Origin of the sequence: Lentzea terrae, assembly GCF_003265345.1 — a bacterium.
Lineage (GTDB): Bacteria > Actinomycetota > Actinomycetes > Mycobacteriales > Pseudonocardiaceae > Lentzea > Lentzea terrae.
Genome location: NZ_QFWW01000030.1, coordinates 11,561 through 28,055 on the forward strand (window position 1 = coordinate 11,561; position 16,495 = coordinate 28,055).

The following is a 16,495-nucleotide window of genomic DNA, read 5'->3' on the forward strand; positions in this document are numbered from 1 at the left end:
AGTGCACTGATGGACGACGTCGTTCTGCGCGGACCGCTGATCGCCGACGGCACCGGCACACCCGCCTACCGCGCGGATGTGGCGATCAAGGACGGCGTCATCTCGTCGATCGGGCACGGGTTGACCGCGACCCGTTCGATCGAGGCGGACGGGTTGGTGCTCGCACCGGGGTTCATCGACATGCACTCGCACTCCGACCTGCGGATCCTCGCCGAACCCGACCACCTGGCGAAGGTCTCGCAGGGCGTCACGACCGAGGTGCTCGGCCAGGACGGGCTGTCGTACGCGCCGGTGAACGACGAGGTGCTCGCGACGTTGCGCGGCCAGCTCGCCGGGTGGAACGACGACCCGCCCGGCTTCGACTGGAACTGGCGTTCGGTCGGCGAGTACCTCGACCGGCTCGACCAGGGCATCGCGGTGAACGCCGCGTACCTGGTGCCGCAGGGAACGTTGCGGATGCTCGTGGTCGGCTGGGACGACCGGCCACCGACCGAGTCCGAAATGGACGACATGAAGTCGGTTCTCGCACAGTCGCTGGCCGAGGGCGCGATGGGCATGTCGTCCGGGCTCACCTACACGCCGGGCATGTACGCGGACACGTCCGAGCTCGTGCAGCTCTGCGAGGTCGTCGGGCAGCACAGCGGGTTCTACAGCCCTCACCACCGCAGCTACGGCGCCGGTGCGTTGGAGGCGTACGCCGAGATGGTGGACGTGTCGAAGAGATCCGGCTGCCCGTTGCACCTCGCGCACGCCACGATGAACTTCCCGGTGAACAAGGGGCGAGCGCCGGAGTTGTTGACGTTGCTGGACAACGCGATCGCTGAAGGCGCGGACATCTCGCTGGACACCTACCCGTACCTGCCGGGCGCGACCTACCTGAGCGCGCTGCTGCCGTCGTGGGCGACAGAAGGCGGACCGGAAGCCGCGCTCGCCCGCTTGTCCGATGCGGACACGCGCGAGCGGATCCGCGAGGAGATCGAGGAGATCGGCTCGGACGGGTGTCACGGTGTACCCGTCGACTGGGACTCCATCGAGATCAACGGGGTGCGCCACGAGCACAACGCGCACCTGGTCGGCGCCAGCGTCCACGCGTCCGCCGCGAGGCTCGGCCGCACGCCGGCCGACCTGTACTTCGACGTGCTGGTCGACGAACGCATGGGCACCTCGTGCCTCATGCACGTGGGCCACGAGGAGAACGTGCAGGCGATCATGAAGCACCCGGCGCACACGGGAGGCAGCGACGGGCTGCTCGTCGGCGACCGGCCACACCCGCGCGCGTGGGGCACGTTCCCGCGCTACTTCGCGCGCTACGTCCGTGAACTGGGCGTGCTGAGCCTGGAGGAGTGCGTCGAGCACCTCACCGGCCGGGCCGCCAAGCGTTTGCGGCTCACCGACCGAGGTCTGGTCCGCGAGGGCTACGCGGCCGACCTGGTGCTGTTCGACGCCTCGACGATCGCCGACACGGCGACGTTCGACCAGCCTCGCCAGCAGGCCGCCGGCATCCCGTACGTGTTCTGCAACGGGGTGCCGGTGATCGACGACGGAACCGCCACCGGCGCATTGCCAGGCCACTCACTCAGGAGCCGCCCGTGATCGACTGGTTGCAACACTCAACAGGGGGCTTGCTCACCCTCGCCGTGGTCAGCATCGCGGTGCTGCTGCTTCTCATCATCAAGTTCAAGGTCGAGCCGTTCATCGCGCTGATCGTCGTCGCACTGCTCGTAGCCCTGGCCGCCGGCGTGCCGACGGAGGCGTTGGTCGGGTCGGCGCAGAAGGCCTCGGACTCGTTGCTGGAGAAGGGCTTCGGCGGAATCCTCGGCCACATCGCCGCGATCATCGGTCTCGGCACGTTGCTGGGCGCCATTCTCGAGGCGTCCGGTGGCGCGCAGGTGCTGATGGACAAGCTGATGCAAGCGTTCGGTGAGAAGCGCGCACCGGTCGCGATCGGTCTCGCCGGCCTGATCTTCGGTGTGCCGGTCTTCTTCGACATCGGCATCTTCGTGCTGGCGCCGCTGGTCTACGTGGCGGCCCAGCGCAGCGGCAAGTCGATCGTGCTGTTCAGCATGCCGTTGCTGGCCGGCCTTTCGGTCATGCACGCGTTCATGCCACCGCACCCCGGACCGGTGGCGGCGGCCGGTCTGCTGAAGGTGTCGCTCGGCTGGATCATCATCATGGGCCTCGCGGTGGCGATCCCGTCGTGGTTCGTCGGCGGTGTCCTGTACTCGTACTGGATCGGCAAGCGCATCAACGTGCCGGTGCCGCAGGAGATGCTCGTCGCGGCGGAGGAGGCCAAGAAGGAGAACGGCTCGCAGGCACCGCCGTCACTCGGCCTGGTGCTGTCGATCATCGGTCTGCCCCTGGTCCTGATCCTCGCCGGCACGTTCGGCTCGATCCTGCTGCAGAAGGGTTCCGCGCCGTACGCGATCGCCACGTTCTTCGGCACACCCGCGGTGGCGCTCACGATCTCGGTGCTGCTCGCGTTCTGGCTGCTGGGTTTCCGGCGCGGCATGACGCGGGAGAAGATCGCGGAGCTGTCCGGCGCGTCGCTGCGGCCGGTCGCGATGATCCTGCTCGTGGTCGGTGCCGGCGGCTTCTTCGGCGCCGTGCTGGCCGCGACGGGCATCGGCAAGACGCTGGCCGGCGAACTCTCGGGCCTCGGCCTGCCGGTGATCGCGCTGTCGTACGTGATCAGCTGCGTCATCCGGATCGCGCAGGGCTCGGCGACGGTCGCGATCGTGACGACCGCCGGCATCGTGGCACCGGTGCTCGCGGACCTGAACTACTCGCAGCCGCAGCTGGCACTGGTGGTCATGGCCATCGCGGCCGGTTCGATCATCGCCTCGCACGTCAACGACGGCGGGTTCTGGATCGTCTCCCGCTACTTCGGCCTTTCGGTGAAGGAAACGCTGCAGTCGTGGACGGTGCTGGAAACCATCCTCTCCGTGGTCGGTTTCGTGGTTGCGGCGCTGCTCAGCCTGGTCGTCTAATCAGACACAACTCAACAAGTTCGAACGCTTGACAACGTGGGCTCCGCGTCACAGGATCGGCGCATTGTTCATTTGTGTTTGATGTGGACGGGGCCCCGCATGAACAACATGGAGGTCGTGCACCTGCACGACGCCACCTCCAGCGTCGTGATCGACATCAGGGGCACCGGGTTGCCCGTCGTCACGCACTGGGGACGAACGCTCGGAGACGTCGGCCAGGACGCGCTGCACACCCTGGCCGACGCCGTGACCGGGGTCATCCCGAACAGCTCGCCCGACCATCCGGTCGCGGTCGCGCTGCTGCCGGAAGCCGGCGCCGGGCACTCCGGCCGTCCCGGTCTGCGCGGGCATCGCGGCGGTGAGCACTTCGCACCCGCACTGGCGGTGACGTCGTTCTCCGTCGAGGACTCGATCTTCCACTACGTGGCCGAGGATTCCGCGGCGGAGCTGACCGTGACCGGCGTGGTGGAACTGGCGTCGTCCGGGATGCTGCGGCTGCGGCACACCGTTCGCAACGACGGCTCGACGCCGTACTCGCTGGAGGCGCTGGAGACCGCGCTGCCGGCGCCCGAGCACGCCGCCGAACTGCTCGACTTCACCGGGCGGTGGGCCAGGGAACGCTCGCCGCAGCGGCACCCGTTCTGCTACGGCACGTGGGTGCGGGAGAACCGGCGTGGCCGCACCGGGGCCGACGCCACGATCGGCCTGCTGGCCGGCACGCCGGGGTTCTCGTTCCGCTCCGGTGAGGTGTGGGCGGTGCACGTGGCGTGGAGCGGCAACCACGTGACGTACGCGGAGAGCTTCACCGACTCCACGCCCGTCCTGGGCGGTGGAGAGCTGTTGCTGCCGGGCGAGACCGTGCTGCAGCCCGGCGAGACCTACGAGTCGCCGTGGCTGTACGCGGCCTACTCCGCCGAGGGCATCGACGGCATCAGCGCGGCCTTCCACCGTCAGCTGCGCGAGCGTTCGCGCCGCCCCCGTCCCGTCGTGCTCAACACGTGGGAGGCCGTGTACTTCGACCACGACCTCGCGCGGCTGACGTCGCTGGCCGACACCGCCGCGGCGATCGGCGTCGAGCGGTTCGTGCTCGACGACGGCTGGTTCCGCCACCGCCGGGACGACACCGCCGGTCTCGGCGACTGGTACGTCGACGAGACGGTGTGGCCGGACGGCCTGACCCCGTTGATCGAGCACGTCCGCTCGCTGGGCATGGAGTTCGGCCTGTGGTTCGAGCCGGAAATGATCAACACCGACTCGGACCTGTACCGCGCCCACCCGGACTGGGTGCTGGGCCCGCGTCCCGGCGTGCTGCCGCCGTCGTGGCGCAACCAGCAGGTGCTGAACATCGCGCACCCCGAGGCGTACGCGCACATCCTCGAACGCGTCTCGTCCGTGTTGTCGGACAACGACATCGCGTTCGTGAAGTGGGACCACAACCGCGACCTGATCGGTTCGCGGGTGCACGACCAGACCGCGGCGTACTACCGGTTGCTGGACGAGCTGCGGTTGCGGCACCCGCACGTGGAGATCGAAAGCTGCTCGTCCGGAGGTGCCCGGATCGATCTCGGCGTGCTCTCCCGCACCGACCGCGTGTGGACCTCCGACTGCAACGACGCCCTGGAACGCCAGCTGATCCAGCGGTGGACCGGCGTGTTCCTGCCGCCGGAGCTGATGGGCGCGCACGTCGGTCCCACCCACTCGCACACCACCGGCCGGGTGCACGACCTGTCGTTCCGCGTGGCGACGGCGATGTTCGGACACTTCGGCATCGAGTGGGACATCAACTCGGCGACCGACGCCGAGCGGGCCGGGCTGCAGGCCGCGATCGAGTACTACAAGGAAGTGCGTTCCTTGGTGCACAGCGGTGTCTCGGTGCACGCCGACCACCCGGACTCGGCCGCGTGGGTGCACGGTGTGGTCGCCGCCGACCAGTCCGAGGCGCTGTTCTGCTACGCGCAGATCGCGACTTCGGTGCAGCACAAGCCGACGCGGGTGCGGTTCCCCGGACTCGACCGCACGCGGACGTACCAGCTGTCGTTCGACGCGCCCGCCGGTCTGCCGCGGCTGATCGGGCGGGACGAGAAGAAGTGGGAGCCGATCTCGTTGCCCGGCTCGGTGCTCGCTGACGTCGGGATCCAGCTTCCGGTGCTCGAGCCGGAGCAGGCGATCCTCATGCGGTTGCGGTAGATGCGGAAAACCCCGGCGGGAACTCTCCCGCCGGGGCTTCTCCCTCTTACTGGCCGGCGCGACTGCCGTCGGCCTTGGTAGCCCACCACTTGCCGCCAACGCCCTGTCCGTTGGCATCACCGCAGACCTTGTCACCTGAGAAGAGGTACTGCGGCAATCCTGCGATGGTGAGCTGTTTCTTCCCGTCCCGCTCGATCGTCCCCACAAGTGCGGGGTCCACGCCCTGCACCTGAAACCCCTCGCTGACGAAAGCGGGCGGCCATTGCACCGCGCACTCGCCGGAGCAGTTGCTCGTCGACGGGTCCGCGGAGTCGTTGTCGAACCGGTAGAGCGTCATGCCGTCCTTGTCGGTGGCGACGACGCCGAGGTCCTTGACGGTCGCACTGGTGAGCGCGATCGCCTTGTTCTGCTGGGCTTTCTTGCCGTCGGTGGCCGTGGCGAACCACTTGGGCACGGTGATGCCCTTGGCCTCACCGGGTTTGGTGTCCTTCTTGAACGTGTACTGCGGCCAGTTCGCGACCGTGAGCTGCTTCTTGCCGTCCTTGCGCGTGATCGTGCCCAGCAGCTTCGGGTCGACGCCCTTCACTCGCGGCTGCTCGCCCTCCACGTACACCGGCGGCCAGCTCTCCGCACAGCCACCGTCGCAATTGGACGCTGGAGGTTGAGCCGTGTCGCCATCGAACCGGTAGAGCGTGAGACCGGCGTCGTTGGTGAGCACCGCGCCCAGCCCACTGATCACTCCTGTGCGCGCGGCCAGCCGGGTGCGCTCGCCGTTCTTGCCGGTGGCGAACCACTTGCCCTGCAGGCCCTGCCCCTTGGTCTCGCCGGGCTGGCTGTCCTTGGCGAACCGGTACTGCGGCATCCCGTCCACCGTCAGCTGCCGGCTGCCGTCCTTGCGCACGATGGAGCTGACGAGCTGCCGTTCGACGCCGGTCACCGTGAAGTTCTCGTCGGGAACCGTTGCGGGAGGCCAAGTCGCGGCGCACTCGCCGTCGCAAGTGGACTCGTTCGGCTTGTCCCCGTCGAACCGGTAGAGCGTGAAACCTTCGACATCGGTGACCACCGGCCCCAGGTCGTCGATCTCGGCGACGTTGAGCGCCACCACGCTTTCCTGCTGCTGCGCGACCGGCTTGGTCTCCGGCGTGCCGGCGCAGGCGGTCAGTGAGATCAACCCCAACGCGACGACCGCAACACCCTTGCGGATCATCTCGAACCTCCTGGCTAGTGCCCTCCAACGCCAACCACACGTAGAGCACGCCAGAACGGTTCAAACTTTTTTCAGAACATCGCGCGCTTCAGGGCGGGCACCGCGCTCGCGGTCCGGAGCACGGTCTTGAAGATGGTCCGCGCCACCGGGCTGCCGTCCGCGAACTGCTTCGCGGCCCGCAGCGAGTCCCTGACCGCCGCGAACCCGTAGTCGTACATCTGTGCTTCGTACCGGGCGACGGCGTCACCGCCCGCGGCGATGCACCGTGCCAGCAGCTGCGCGTCCTTGAGCGCGATGTTCGCCCCGATACCCCGCATGGGCGTCATCGCGTGGATGGCGTCCCCCAGCAGCGTGACGTTCGTGGGCTGCCAGCGCTCGATCGGCTTCGACGACCGGATTCGCCACTCACTGATCGTTTCGACCGGCGAGGCTTCCACGATTCGGTTCAGCTCAGGGCTCCATCGCGAGATCCTGGTCAGCACCTCGCGTTGCAAGTCCAGTCCATCGTGGACGGTCAGGTCTGCCGCCGCATAGGCCCACATCAGGTAGGGACGTACGTTGTCGAACAACGGGTCGTCCGGGTCGTCGGTCACGCCCAGCCCGTCGTGCGCGGCCAGGAACATCCCTGCCCGGCTGGTCGGAACGATCGAGTTCGCCCGCGTCACGAGCTCCTGCGGCACCCAGTCGTGGTCGTCCAGGAAGAGCTTGCCCGCGATCGCCGTGACCCCGACGGGTTCCGTGCCGGCGTGCGGCAGGTACTGCTGACGCACCCGCGACCGAATGCCGTCCGCGCCGACCAGCACGTCACAGGTCGCCGTGGTGCCGTCTTCGAAGAACAACTTGATGTCGCCGTTTTGTTCGTAGCGCTCGAACCGCTTGTCGAACTGCACGTCCAGGCCGTCCAGCAGGACCTGCCGGAGCGTGATCCGGCTCGCCGAGTAGTGCCGCTCCTCTTCGGGGTCGAGCACCAGCAACGGCTTGAGCTGTTCGGTCAGGAACCCGAACCCGTTGCCACTGCTTCCGGCGCCCTGCTCGAATCTCGCCCAGTTCGCCGCGGGCAGACACTCCCGCAACGCGGCGGCACCATCCGGGTTGATGTGCACCCGATAGCCCTGCAGGCGGTCCGTGCGCGAGCGATCGCGCTCGTACACCGCCACGTCCACGCCGGCCTTGCGCAACCCGTGCGCCAGGCACAGCCCGCCGATTCCTCCACCAACCACTGCGATTCTCATGCGTTCGAGTTTCAACCGTGCGGTTGATTAAGTCAACCCATTGGTTGAAAGCAGCCGGTCGGCTACCGTGTGGCCGTGGATCAACGCCGCTCCCCCAGCGCCTCGGAACGCAAGCGCGACCCGGAACGCACGCGGGCCCGCATCCTGGAGGCGGCCGCGGCGGAGTTCGGGGCGAAGGGCTACGCGGCGACGCGCACGACGGACATCGCGGCGCGCGCGGGCGTGAACAAGCAGCTGATCTCGTACTACTTCGGCGGCAAAGAGGGCCTGTACAAGGAGCTCGCGACGAGCTGGCACGGCAGTGCTGCCGAGATGGCGAGCGAGGACCAGCCGCTCGACACGGTCCTGGCGAGCTTCGTGGCGACCACCCTCACCGACCACGGCCGGCTGTGGGCGTGGTCGAACCTGGCCGGCGACAGCCCGCGCACCGACGAGGCGTTCCTGCGCGGCCAGGTCGACCGGATGCGCGAGCGCCAGGCCGCCGGTGAAGTGCCGGCGGACCTGGATCCCGGCATGCTGCTGCTGGCGTTGATGGCGGCCGCCTCCGCGCCGTTGACCCTGCGGCAGACCGCGAGCCAGATCACTGGCGAGGACGCCGGCACGCCGGAGTTCGCGCAGAAGTACGCGGAGCAGCTGGCCCTGCTGGTGCGCCACCTGTCCGGCCGAACCTGACTTCTTTTCGTCCCAAACTCGCTACCTTGCTGTGCATGGACGAGTTCAGGCTCTCCGCGAAGAACGACCTGTCGTCGGCATAGTCCGATGCGATCCAGAAGGCGCACGGGAAACTGGAGAAGCCGCCCAAGGACACCACCAAGTACTCGGTGCACCTCGGCAAGGCCAAGGGCGTCGTCGTCGGCGACAACGCCCGCCAGTGGAACACGTTCTGGGAGTGGCCGAAGAGCGTCCGCAGGCTGTTCATCGTGCTGCTCGTCTGCGTTCTGGTCGCGGGTGGCGTTTTCGCCGCGATCCGTTGGGTCGTCCCGATGTTCGCGCCCAGCTACAAGACGACGTTCCTGATCGACGCGGCCGAGGGCGACCTGGCGAGCGTCACGAACGCGCTGACCACCGTCGTCGGCAACTCCGGCGAGCACGATTCCCAGTCGCTGCGCAGCTTCGGCGGCGAATGCGGCACGGACGACAACACGACGCAGCTCGTCGGGTTCGGCACCGGCAACCGCCAGGAGATCGCCGACGCCGCCCGAGCGGTGCGGCAGGGCGCGAAAGCGACGCTGCAGCGCGGAATCGTCGAGGCCGTCAACGACTTCACGTCGTGGCGATCGCTGGAAGCCAAGCAGGTCAACAGGATCATCGTGGTCACGCGGCACGGCAAGGACGCGTGCGACCCGGACGACGAGTTCGTCCGGGCGCAGATCCGGGACCGGGTCGCTGCCGCCGGGCTGACCATCGAGTTCCGCTTCATCGGCTACCAGGTCCGCGACGACGGCGATCGCCTGACCGAGCTGGCCACCCAGCTCAAGACGCAGGAGCCGACGTTCACGAACTCGCCGGACGAGCTGAAGCGCGTGCTCGCCTGGTTCACCACCATCGAGCCGGTGCTGCGGTCGTCGCAGTCGGTCGTCAACGTGCTGAACCCGACCGTCGACAAGCTGAACTCCGCGACCGAAGCGCTGCAGGACGGCCGGGTCGACCTCGCCGACAACGCGTTGGCCGAGGCCCGTCGCGCGGTCGTGGAGGTGGAGATCAAGGACCTCGACGGCCGGACCAGCTCGGCGGACGCGGTGCGGTTGCGGGACCTGGCGGTCCGGTTGAAGACCTTGCAGGAAGCGGTGATCGCGGCCGCCGACGAGTTGGTGGATCAGGCTCGTTCGGGGCGGAACCTGACGGAGCCGCTCTCCGTCTACCCCAAGGCCGCCGTCGCGTACAACGCGGAAGCGCGGGTGATGACGGACGAGCTGACGGCGCTGCGCGCGAAAGGCCCGGGGGGAACGCGATGAAACGCTGGATGTTGGTGGCAGGTGCGGTCGTGGTGGTGCTGGGGCTGGTCGCCGGCGGCCTGTGGGTGCTGCTGCCGCCGGACCACCGCACGACGTTCCTCGTCGACGCCTCGGAGTCCTCCGACTTCCGCGAGGTGGCGGACGCGGTCGGTGCGGCCGCGTCGAACATGTCCAGCGCCGATTCGTTGGCACTGCGCCGGTTCGGTGGTGCGTGCGACTCCGCCAACACCGCCGAACTGGTCACGCCCGGCACCGGCCAGGCAGCCGAGATCGGTGCCGCGGCCCGGTCGATCACGCCGAGCGGCAAGGCGACGTTGCTCAGCGGGATCCTCGCGGCGATCGACGACTTCGCGCGCACCTATCCGTTCCGCGGCTCGGAAACGAACCGGATCGTCGTCGTGGCGCGTGGCAGTGCCGACGCGTGCGGCAAGAACGCCGACGAGGTTCGCACGATCATCAACCAGCACACCGCGCGGGCTGGCATGAAGATCGACTTCCGGTTCGTCGGACACCGGCTGACCCCGGAGCAGGTCAAGGTGTTGAATGAGATCGCCGCCGCGACCGAGGCGCAGAAACCGCGCCTCACCAAGACTTCCGGCGAGCTCGTCACCACGATGAAGGAGGTCTCCGTCCCCGCCGACCTGGTGGCGAAAGAGATCAAGACCTCGCCGTGCGACTCGATCTCCGCCAAATCGCTTGCCGCCGTGTACATGCCGGAGCCCAAACTGGCCTACGTCGACGTCAAATGCGCGCAAGACCAGTACGCGTTCGCGAAGCTGCGCACGACCGAGATCGAGTCGAACGACATGCCTGTCCTCTTCGAGTTCAAGGACGACTCATGGCAGTTCGTGAGGGCGCAGACGGACATGCCGTGCGGTCAGGTACCCGTGGAAGTGTGGAAGAAACTGGACTTCCACTGCCTCGACGCCGACGCACAGCCGGTCATCTGCCAGGACCGCGAGCCCATGGTGACGGACCTCAGCGGTGGCTGGGTCGGCTGCGAGGCGGCCATGGACATCGCGGGCCGCTACAAGGCGGCGATAGCCGCCGGTCAGGCACAGGGACAGGGCAAGTTCTGGGAGTCCGGCGAGTGGTCCTGCTCATGGCCGTACGAGGAAAACGGCGCCCACGCCGAGGCCCCGCTCAGGTGCACGCGGGCGAACGACGGAAGGCTGGTCGTGGAGATCTTTTGACGGTCAGGACTCGCTGGCCATGCGCTCGGCGAGGACCTGCTTCAGCCCCTTCAGGCCGCCGCGCATCATCAGGTCGTGGTTGCCCCGGAAGAACGGCTTGGCGATCAGCACGAGCCGGCGCAGCAGAGCCTTGTTGACCACGACCTCCTGGTCGAACACGAGGTCGGTGCCGCCGTCACGGCCGGTGATCTCCCAGCTGGCGAAGCCTTCGAGGTCACCGGTCAACTGCGCACGCAGCAGCCCGGCCTGCTGGTTCGCGATGCTGTGCCGGACCTGCACGACGAGGTCGAAGGGCAGGTAGGAACGGCAGCGGAGCACGCCGGACTCTTCGTCGATCTTCGTCGCCGACCGCACCTCTGGCCACCACAGCGGGTAGTTCGCGATGTCGGACAGCACGTCGTACACAACTGCCGGAGGCGCGCAGACGTGCCACACGTTGCGGAACCGGTAGCGGTTGAGTGACACGGGCGCCATCATCCCGGATAGCTCGTTCAGGTGACAGGCCCTGGACACAACTCACAGCAGACCGGGAATTCTTCACGACCTGTAATGCGGCTCTAGCGAGAATTGAGCGTCTCACTAGGCCGATCGAGTTGACTGTCGCTACCGGTCGATGAGGCGAGGGAGCCGTTCGAGGGTGCGCAGCCAACCGGCAGCAGCGACGCGGCGGAGTGCCTGCTCCGACGAGTCGAACACCTCAGCGAGGTTGACGGGGTAAGCCACGGGCTCGCCGCGCGACGCCTGAAGGGCGCGTTCGCGGTGGGCCAGGGCGTCGAGTGGAATCATCACCCTGCCGCTGACACCTCCTCATTCCCGAGCACCTGCAGCAGGAACTGCCCCGTGTAGCTCTTCTCGACCTCGGAGACCTGTTCGGGTGTGCCCTCTGCTACGACCATACCGCCGCCTGAGCCACCTTCGGGACCCATGTCGACGATCCAGTCGGAAGTCTTGATGACGTCCAGGTTGTGCTCGATGACGATGACGGTGTTCCCCTTGTCCACCAAGCCGTTGATCACGCCCAGCAGCTTGCGGATGTCCTCGAAGTGCAGGCCAGTGGTGGGCTCGTCGAGGATGTAGACCGTCTTGCCCGTCGACCGCTTCTGCAGCTCCGACGCGAGCTTCACGCGCTGCGCCTCACCACCGGACAGCGTCGGCGCCGGCTGACCCAGCCGCACGTAGCCGAGACCGACGTCGACCAGCGTCCGCAGGTGGCGGTGGATGGCGTTGATCGGCTCGAAGAACGTGGCCGCTTCCTCGATCGGCATGTCGAGGACCTCGGAGATCGTCTTGCCCTTGTAGTGCACCTCGAGGGTCTCGCGGTTGTACCGTGCGCCCTTGCACACCTCGCAGGGGACATAAACGTCCGGGAGGAAGTTCATCTCGATCTTGATGGTGCCGTCGCCCGCGCACGCCTCGCAGCGGCCGCCCTTGACGTTGAACGAGAAGCGGCCCGGCTGGTAGCCGCGGACCTTCGCCTCGGTCGTCGCCGCGAACAGCTTGCGGACGTGGTCGAACACGCCGGTGTAGGTGGCCGGGTTGGACCGCGGGGTGCGGCCGATCGGCGACTGGTCGACCCGCACCAGCTTGTCGACCTCGTTCAGGCCGTTGATCCGGGTGTGCCGGCCGGGCACCTGGCGCGCGCCGTTGAGCTTGTTCGCGAGCACCGTGGCCAGGATGTCGTTGACCAGCGTCGACTTGCCCGAGCCGGACACGCCCGTCACGGACGTGAGCGTGCCGAGCGGGAACGACACGTCGATGCCGCGCAGGTTGTGCTCGCGGGCGCCGACGACGGTCAGCTGGCGCTTCTTGTCGATCTTGCGGCGCTTGGCGGGCATCGGGATCTGCTTGCGCCCGGACAGGTACGCGCCGGTGATCGATTCCTTGTTCGTCAGCAGCTTCTTGTACGGACCGCTGTGCACGACCTTGCCGCCGTGCTCACCGGCACCGGGGCCGATGTCGACGACCCAGTCCGAATTGCGGATCGTGTCCTCGTCGTGCTCGACGACGATCAGCGTGTTGCCCAGGTTGCGCAACCTCGTGAGCGTCTCGATCAGCCGGTGGTTGTCGCGCTGGTGCAGGCCGATCGACGGCTCGTCCAGCACGTACAGCACGCCGACCAGACCGCTGCCGATCTGCGTGGCGAGCCGGATGCGCTGCGCCTCGCCGCCGGACAGCGTGCCGGACGCGCGGTCGAGCGACAGGTAGTCGAGACCGACGTCGAGCAGGAAGTGCAGGCGGGCCTGGATCTCCTTGAGCACCGCGCCCGCGATCATCGACTCGCGCTTGCCGAGCTTGAGGCCGTCGAGGAAGTCGGAGCACTCCGAGACGCTCATCGCGCAGACCTCGGCGATGGACCTGTCGCCCTTTTTGCCGTGATGCAACGTGACGGCGAGGATCTCGGGTTTGAGGCGGGTGCCGGAACACGCGGGGCACGGGACCTCGCGCATGTAACCCTCGTACTTCTCCCGCATGTACTCGGACTCGGTCTGCTCCTGACGCCGTTCGAGGAACGGGATCACGCCCTCGTAGTTGGCGTAGTAGGAGCGCTCGCGGCCGTAGCGGTTCTTGTACCGGACGTGCACCTGCTCGTCGATGCCGTGCAGGATCGCCTTCTGCGCCTTGGCGGGCAGCAGCCGCCACTGCTGGTCCATGCGGAAGCCGATGGTCTCGCCGAGCGACTGCAGCAGGCGCGTGAAGTACTCGGCGGTCTGCCCGCCGGCCCACGGCGCGATGGCGCCCTCTTCGAGCGTCATCTCGTCGTCCGGGACGACGAGCTCCGGGTCGACCTCCTTGCGCACGCCGATGCCCGTGCAGACCGTGCACGCGCCGTACGGCGAGTTGAAGGAGAACGACCGCGGCTCCAGGTCCTCGATCGCGAGCGGGTGGCCGTTGGGGCACGCCAGGTTCTCGGAGAAGCCCCTGATCCGCTTCGGATCGGTCTCGGGAAGATCCACGAACTCGAGCTCGACCAGGCCGTCGGCGAGCCGCAGCGCCGTCTCCACCGAGTCGGTCAGGCGCTGCTTGGACGACGCCTTGACGCTGAGCCGGTCGATGACGACCGCGATGTGGTGCTTCTCCTGCTTCTTGAGCTTGGGCACGTCGCCGAGCGCGTAGACCGCCCCGTCGACCTTCGCCCGCGAGTAACCCTGCGACTGCAGGTTCTGGAACAGGTCGAGGTACTCGCCCTTGCGGCCGCGGATGACCGGCGCGAGCACCTGGAACTTGGTGCCCTGCTCCATCGCGAGCACCTGGTCGACGATCTCCTGCGGCGTCTGCTTGCCGATCGCCTCACCGCACTGCGGGCAGTGCGGCTTGCCGGCGCGCGCGTAGAGCAGGCGCAGGTAGTCGTAGACCTCGGTGATGGTGCCGACGGTCGACCGCGGGTTGCGGCTCGTGGACTTCTGGTCGATCGAGACCGCGGGCGAGAGACCCTCGATGAAGTCGACGTCGGGCTTGTCCATCTGCCCGAGGAACTGGCGCGCGTACGCCGAGAGCGACTCGACGTAGCGGCGCTGACCTTCGGCGAAGATCGTGTCGAACGCGAGGCTCGACTTGCCGGAGCCGGACAGCCCCGTGAAGACGATGAGGCTGTCCCGCGGCAGGTCGAGATCCACGCTGCGCAGGTTGTGCTCGCGGGCGCCGCGAACGACAAGACGGTCTGCCACTGGGGTCCCTTCGGCTGCGATTGGCGGGTCACTCACGCCACACTCTTCCGAACAAGCGTTCGAAGCGTACTAGCATTGTTCTGGTGGCTGCGACCGACCCGCCGACCATGCTAGGTGGCACCCCTGACAAAAACGGTTCCGCGGGCTATCGCATTCCCCTGAGCAGGCTTTACTCATAGGCTGGTCACTTCGATCAGAGCCTCAACGTCGGGGAGAGGCAGCACATGACCTACACGCCGTCCACGCAGCACACCTCCGTACCCGCTCCGCGCGGAGTGCCCGACCGGCACATCAACGCGGTGCGTCAGGCGACGGACGTGCTGTACGAGGTCGTCGAGGAGCTGGACCAGGCCGCCGTGCGCGGTCAGAGCCTGCTCCCCGGCTGGACCCGCGGACACGTCATCACCCACCTCGCGCGCAACGCGGACGCGCTGGTGAACCTGCTCACCTGGGCGCGCACCGGGGTCGAGCACCAGGCCTACACGTCGCGGACCGATCGCGACGCCGACATCGAGGAAGGCGCGCGCCGCATCCTGCAGGTGATCAAGGCAGACCTGGACTCCGCGTGCGTGCGGTTCGAGAACGCGTGCCGCGAGATGCCGGCGCACTCGTGGCGTTCGGAGGTCACGGCCCCCAAGGGCGCCACGATCCCGGCGTCGCAGGTGCCGTTGTTCCGGCTGCGCGAGGTGTGGATCCACCTCATCGACCTCGACTACGGCGTCGGGTTCGCGGACCTGCCGGCCGACTTCGTGGAGGAGTTCCTCGACGACGCCGTCGAGCAGTTCGCGGGCAGGGTCGACCCGTTCAGCATCGAGGTCGCCCTGCCCGACGGCACTCAGCGCATCTGGACGGTCAGCGGCCCGGCCAGCCGGAGCTCGGTGAGCGGGTCGGCCAGCGCCGTCCTGGGCTGGCTGACCGGCAGGACCGACGGCTCCGGCCTGCGCGGTGAGCTGCCGGAACTGCCCGAGTGGATCTGAGTCAGCAACCGGTACGCGGGCCGTTCGACGAACTTCGTCATCAGCCAGCCGAGCACCAGCGCGTTCGCGACGAACCCGGCGAGCAGCCACCAGGACCGCAGCCCAACGGCGTGCATGCGGTCCATCACGACGGTCCCGATCCCCTGGTGCACGAGATACACCCCGTAGGAGATGCCGGCGAGCCAGCTGATCGGCTTGGCGATCGGCTGGAAGAACACCCAATCGGGTCCAGCCGCCGCAGCGCACACCAGGAGTAGCAGAACGCCGAAGCCGAGCGTCGAACCGTACTCGGTCGTGTGAATCGCCTGTGCCACGAGCGTGGCCACGAGCAACGCGGCCAAGTGCGGTGCGCTCATCCGGCGCTTGTGCCACAACCAGATCGCGATGCCGGCGGCGAACAACTGCCCCCGGTGCACCGTGAACCCGTCGTAGAGGGTCTTGAGCGTGTGCGAGTAGTCCAGGAACTCCCGCAGCACCAACGGCGTGAGGATGAGCGCCCACAGGAAGACCTGCAGCTTCCGACCCCTCAGGTACTTCGCGAGGACGGCAGCCGCGATGAACGCCGTGATCTGCACCGGCACGGTCCAGTAGGCGAAGTCGACGATCTTGACGTCCTTGAACCACTGGTGGATCAGCAGCAGGTTGTAGAGGACGTCCCTGCCGGTGAGCTGGCTCCAGCCTTCCGGCGCGATCCACCGCTGCACCGCGTACGTCAGCAACACGGCCGCCATGTACGCGGGCAGCAGGCGCGCGAGTCTTCTCCACAGGAACCGCCCCGGCCTGCCGCTGTCGAGCGTGGCACAGGCGAAGAAGGCGGAGACGACCATCAGCGTGCTGGCGCCCATCGACATCGAGAAGACGAACGGCGGCGGCCCGAGATCGGGGTGGTCGACGAGGCTGGTGAGCGTGGCGTGGTGGAGCAGCACGCACCCGATGGCGACGACTCGGAGGACGTCCCAGCTGACCCTGCGGGCCGTCCGGGGCTTGTCGCGTTGCGCTGGAATCACGAGAGGCGGGGACCTGTTCGTTGGTGCTTTCGGCGTACTCGGGAGATCCTTACTTACCCTATGAGCGAGACCTGTATGCAACCTG

12 protein-coding genes and 1 pseudogene are annotated in these 16,495 nt (G+C 67.7%); 7 read left to right on the forward strand and 6 right to left on the reverse strand.

The genetic code is table 11. The annotated features are described in order from the left end of the window. Positions 1-9: 9 nt before the first annotated feature. From DI276_RS37095 to DI276_RS37105, 3 genes are all read left to right on the forward strand, one after another. Positions 10-1,593, forward strand: coding sequence for an N-acyl-D-amino-acid deacylase family protein (locus DI276_RS37095; protein ID WP_112272500.1), 1,584 nt, complete (start codon positions 10-12; stop codon positions 1,591-1,593). Then, the gene (locus DI276_RS37100) at positions 1,590-2,987 is read left to right on the forward strand and encodes a GntP family permease (protein WP_112272502.1); all 1,398 of its coding nucleotides are present in this window, start codon (positions 1,590-1,592) and stop codon (positions 2,985-2,987) included. The genes DI276_RS37095 and DI276_RS37100 overlap by 4 nt, the downstream gene beginning before the upstream one ends. 99 nt (positions 2,988-3,086) lie before the next feature. Then, positions 3,087-5,174, forward strand: a complete 2,088-nt coding sequence (locus DI276_RS37105) for an alpha-galactosidase (RefSeq protein WP_232837188.1) — start codon at positions 3,087-3,089, stop codon at positions 5,172-5,174. Between the two features lie 46 nt (positions 5,175-5,220). On the opposite strand, the gene DI276_RS37110 is transcribed toward DI276_RS37105, so the two are convergent. Next, a complete protein-coding gene (locus tag DI276_RS37110) occupies positions 5,221-6,381 on the reverse strand; it encodes a hypothetical protein (protein ID WP_112272504.1) in 1,161 nt (386 codons plus the stop codon). A 71-nt stretch (positions 6,382-6,452) separates the two neighbouring features. Beyond that, positions 6,453-7,613, reverse strand: a complete 1,161-nt coding sequence (locus tag DI276_RS37115; protein ID WP_112272506.1) for an FAD-dependent oxidoreductase — start codon at positions 7,611-7,613, stop codon at positions 6,453-6,455. A gap of 75 nt (positions 7,614-7,688) precedes the next feature. Here DI276_RS37115 and DI276_RS37120 point away from each other — a divergent pair, with 75 nt between their 5' ends. The 3 genes from DI276_RS37120 to DI276_RS37130 all read left to right on the forward strand — a co-directional run bounded on the left by DI276_RS37120 (position 7,689) and on the right by DI276_RS37130 (position 10,761). Next, complete coding sequence (locus DI276_RS37120; RefSeq protein WP_232837189.1) at positions 7,689-8,285, forward strand: TetR/AcrR family transcriptional regulator; 597 nt, start codon at positions 7,689-7,691, stop codon at positions 8,283-8,285. A gap of 149 nt (positions 8,286-8,434) precedes the next feature. Beyond that, positions 8,435-9,568 carry a VWA domain-containing protein gene (locus tag DI276_RS37125; protein WP_112272511.1) on the forward strand — a complete coding sequence of 378 codons (1,134 nt, stop codon included), beginning with the start codon at positions 8,435-8,437 and terminating at the stop codon, positions 9,566-9,568. After that, positions 9,565-10,761 carry a vWA domain-containing protein gene (locus tag DI276_RS37130; RefSeq protein WP_157985175.1) on the forward strand — a complete coding sequence of 399 codons (1,197 nt, stop codon included), beginning with the start codon at positions 9,565-9,567 and terminating at the stop codon, positions 10,759-10,761. Before DI276_RS37125 ends, DI276_RS37130 begins: the two co-directional genes overlap by 4 nt. 3 nt (positions 10,762-10,764) lie before the next feature. Here DI276_RS37130 and DI276_RS37135 read toward each other — a convergent pair whose 3' ends face one another. The 3 genes from DI276_RS37135 to uvrA all read right to left on the reverse strand — a co-directional run bounded on the left by DI276_RS37135 (position 10,765) and on the right by uvrA (position 14,426). Further along, the gene (locus tag DI276_RS37135) at positions 10,765-11,226 is read right to left on the reverse strand and encodes an SRPBCC family protein (protein WP_112273387.1); all 462 of its coding nucleotides are present in this window, start codon (positions 11,224-11,226) and stop codon (positions 10,765-10,767) included. Between the two features lie 138 nt (positions 11,227-11,364). Further along, entirely contained in the window at positions 11,365-11,550 is a 186-nt protein-coding gene (locus DI276_RS37140) for a hypothetical protein (protein WP_112272515.1), read from the reverse strand. Next, complete coding sequence (gene uvrA, locus DI276_RS37145) at positions 11,547-14,426, reverse strand: excinuclease ABC subunit UvrA (RefSeq protein ID WP_112272517.1); 2,880 nt, start codon at positions 14,424-14,426, stop codon at positions 11,547-11,549. Before uvrA ends, DI276_RS37140 begins: the two co-directional genes overlap by 4 nt. Positions 14,427-14,650: 224 nt before the next feature. On the opposite strand from uvrA, the gene DI276_RS37150 reads away from it, so the two are divergent. Next, positions 14,651-15,403 (forward strand): maleylpyruvate isomerase family mycothiol-dependent enzyme, encoded by a 753-nt coding sequence (locus DI276_RS37150; RefSeq protein WP_112272519.1) that lies wholly within the window; start codon positions 14,651-14,653, stop codon positions 15,401-15,403. A 47-nt stretch (positions 15,404-15,450) separates the two neighbouring features. Here the strand turns inward: DI276_RS37150 and DI276_RS37155 are convergent. Continuing rightward, positions 15,451-16,410 (reverse strand): annotated as a pseudogene (locus DI276_RS37155) (acyltransferase family protein); the annotation flags it as partial. Positions 16,411-16,495 lie beyond the last annotated feature (85 nt).

What these genes read in the sequence shown, in the direction of transcription:
- DI276_RS37095 (WP_112272500.1), top strand. Translation starts at nt 10, where the DNA reads ATGGACGACGTCGTTCTGCGCGGACCGCTGATCGCCGACGGCACCGGC.
- DI276_RS37105 (WP_232837188.1), top strand. Translation starts at nt 3,087, where the DNA reads ATGAACAACATGGAGGTCGTGCACCTGCACGACGCCACCTCCAGCGTC.
- DI276_RS37110 (WP_112272504.1), bottom strand. Translation starts at nt 6,381, where the DNA reads ATGATCCGCAAGGGTGTTGCGGTCGTCGCGTTGGGGTTGATCTCACTG.
- DI276_RS37115 (WP_112272506.1), bottom strand. Translation starts at nt 7,613, where the DNA reads ATGAGAATCGCAGTGGTTGGTGGAGGAATCGGCGGGCTGTGCCTGGCG.
- DI276_RS37130 (WP_157985175.1), top strand. Translation starts at nt 9,565, where the DNA reads ATGAAACGCTGGATGTTGGTGGCAGGTGCGGTCGTGGTGGTGCTGGGG.
- DI276_RS37150 (WP_112272519.1), top strand. Translation starts at nt 14,651, where the DNA reads ATGACCTACACGCCGTCCACGCAGCACACCTCCGTACCCGCTCCGCGC.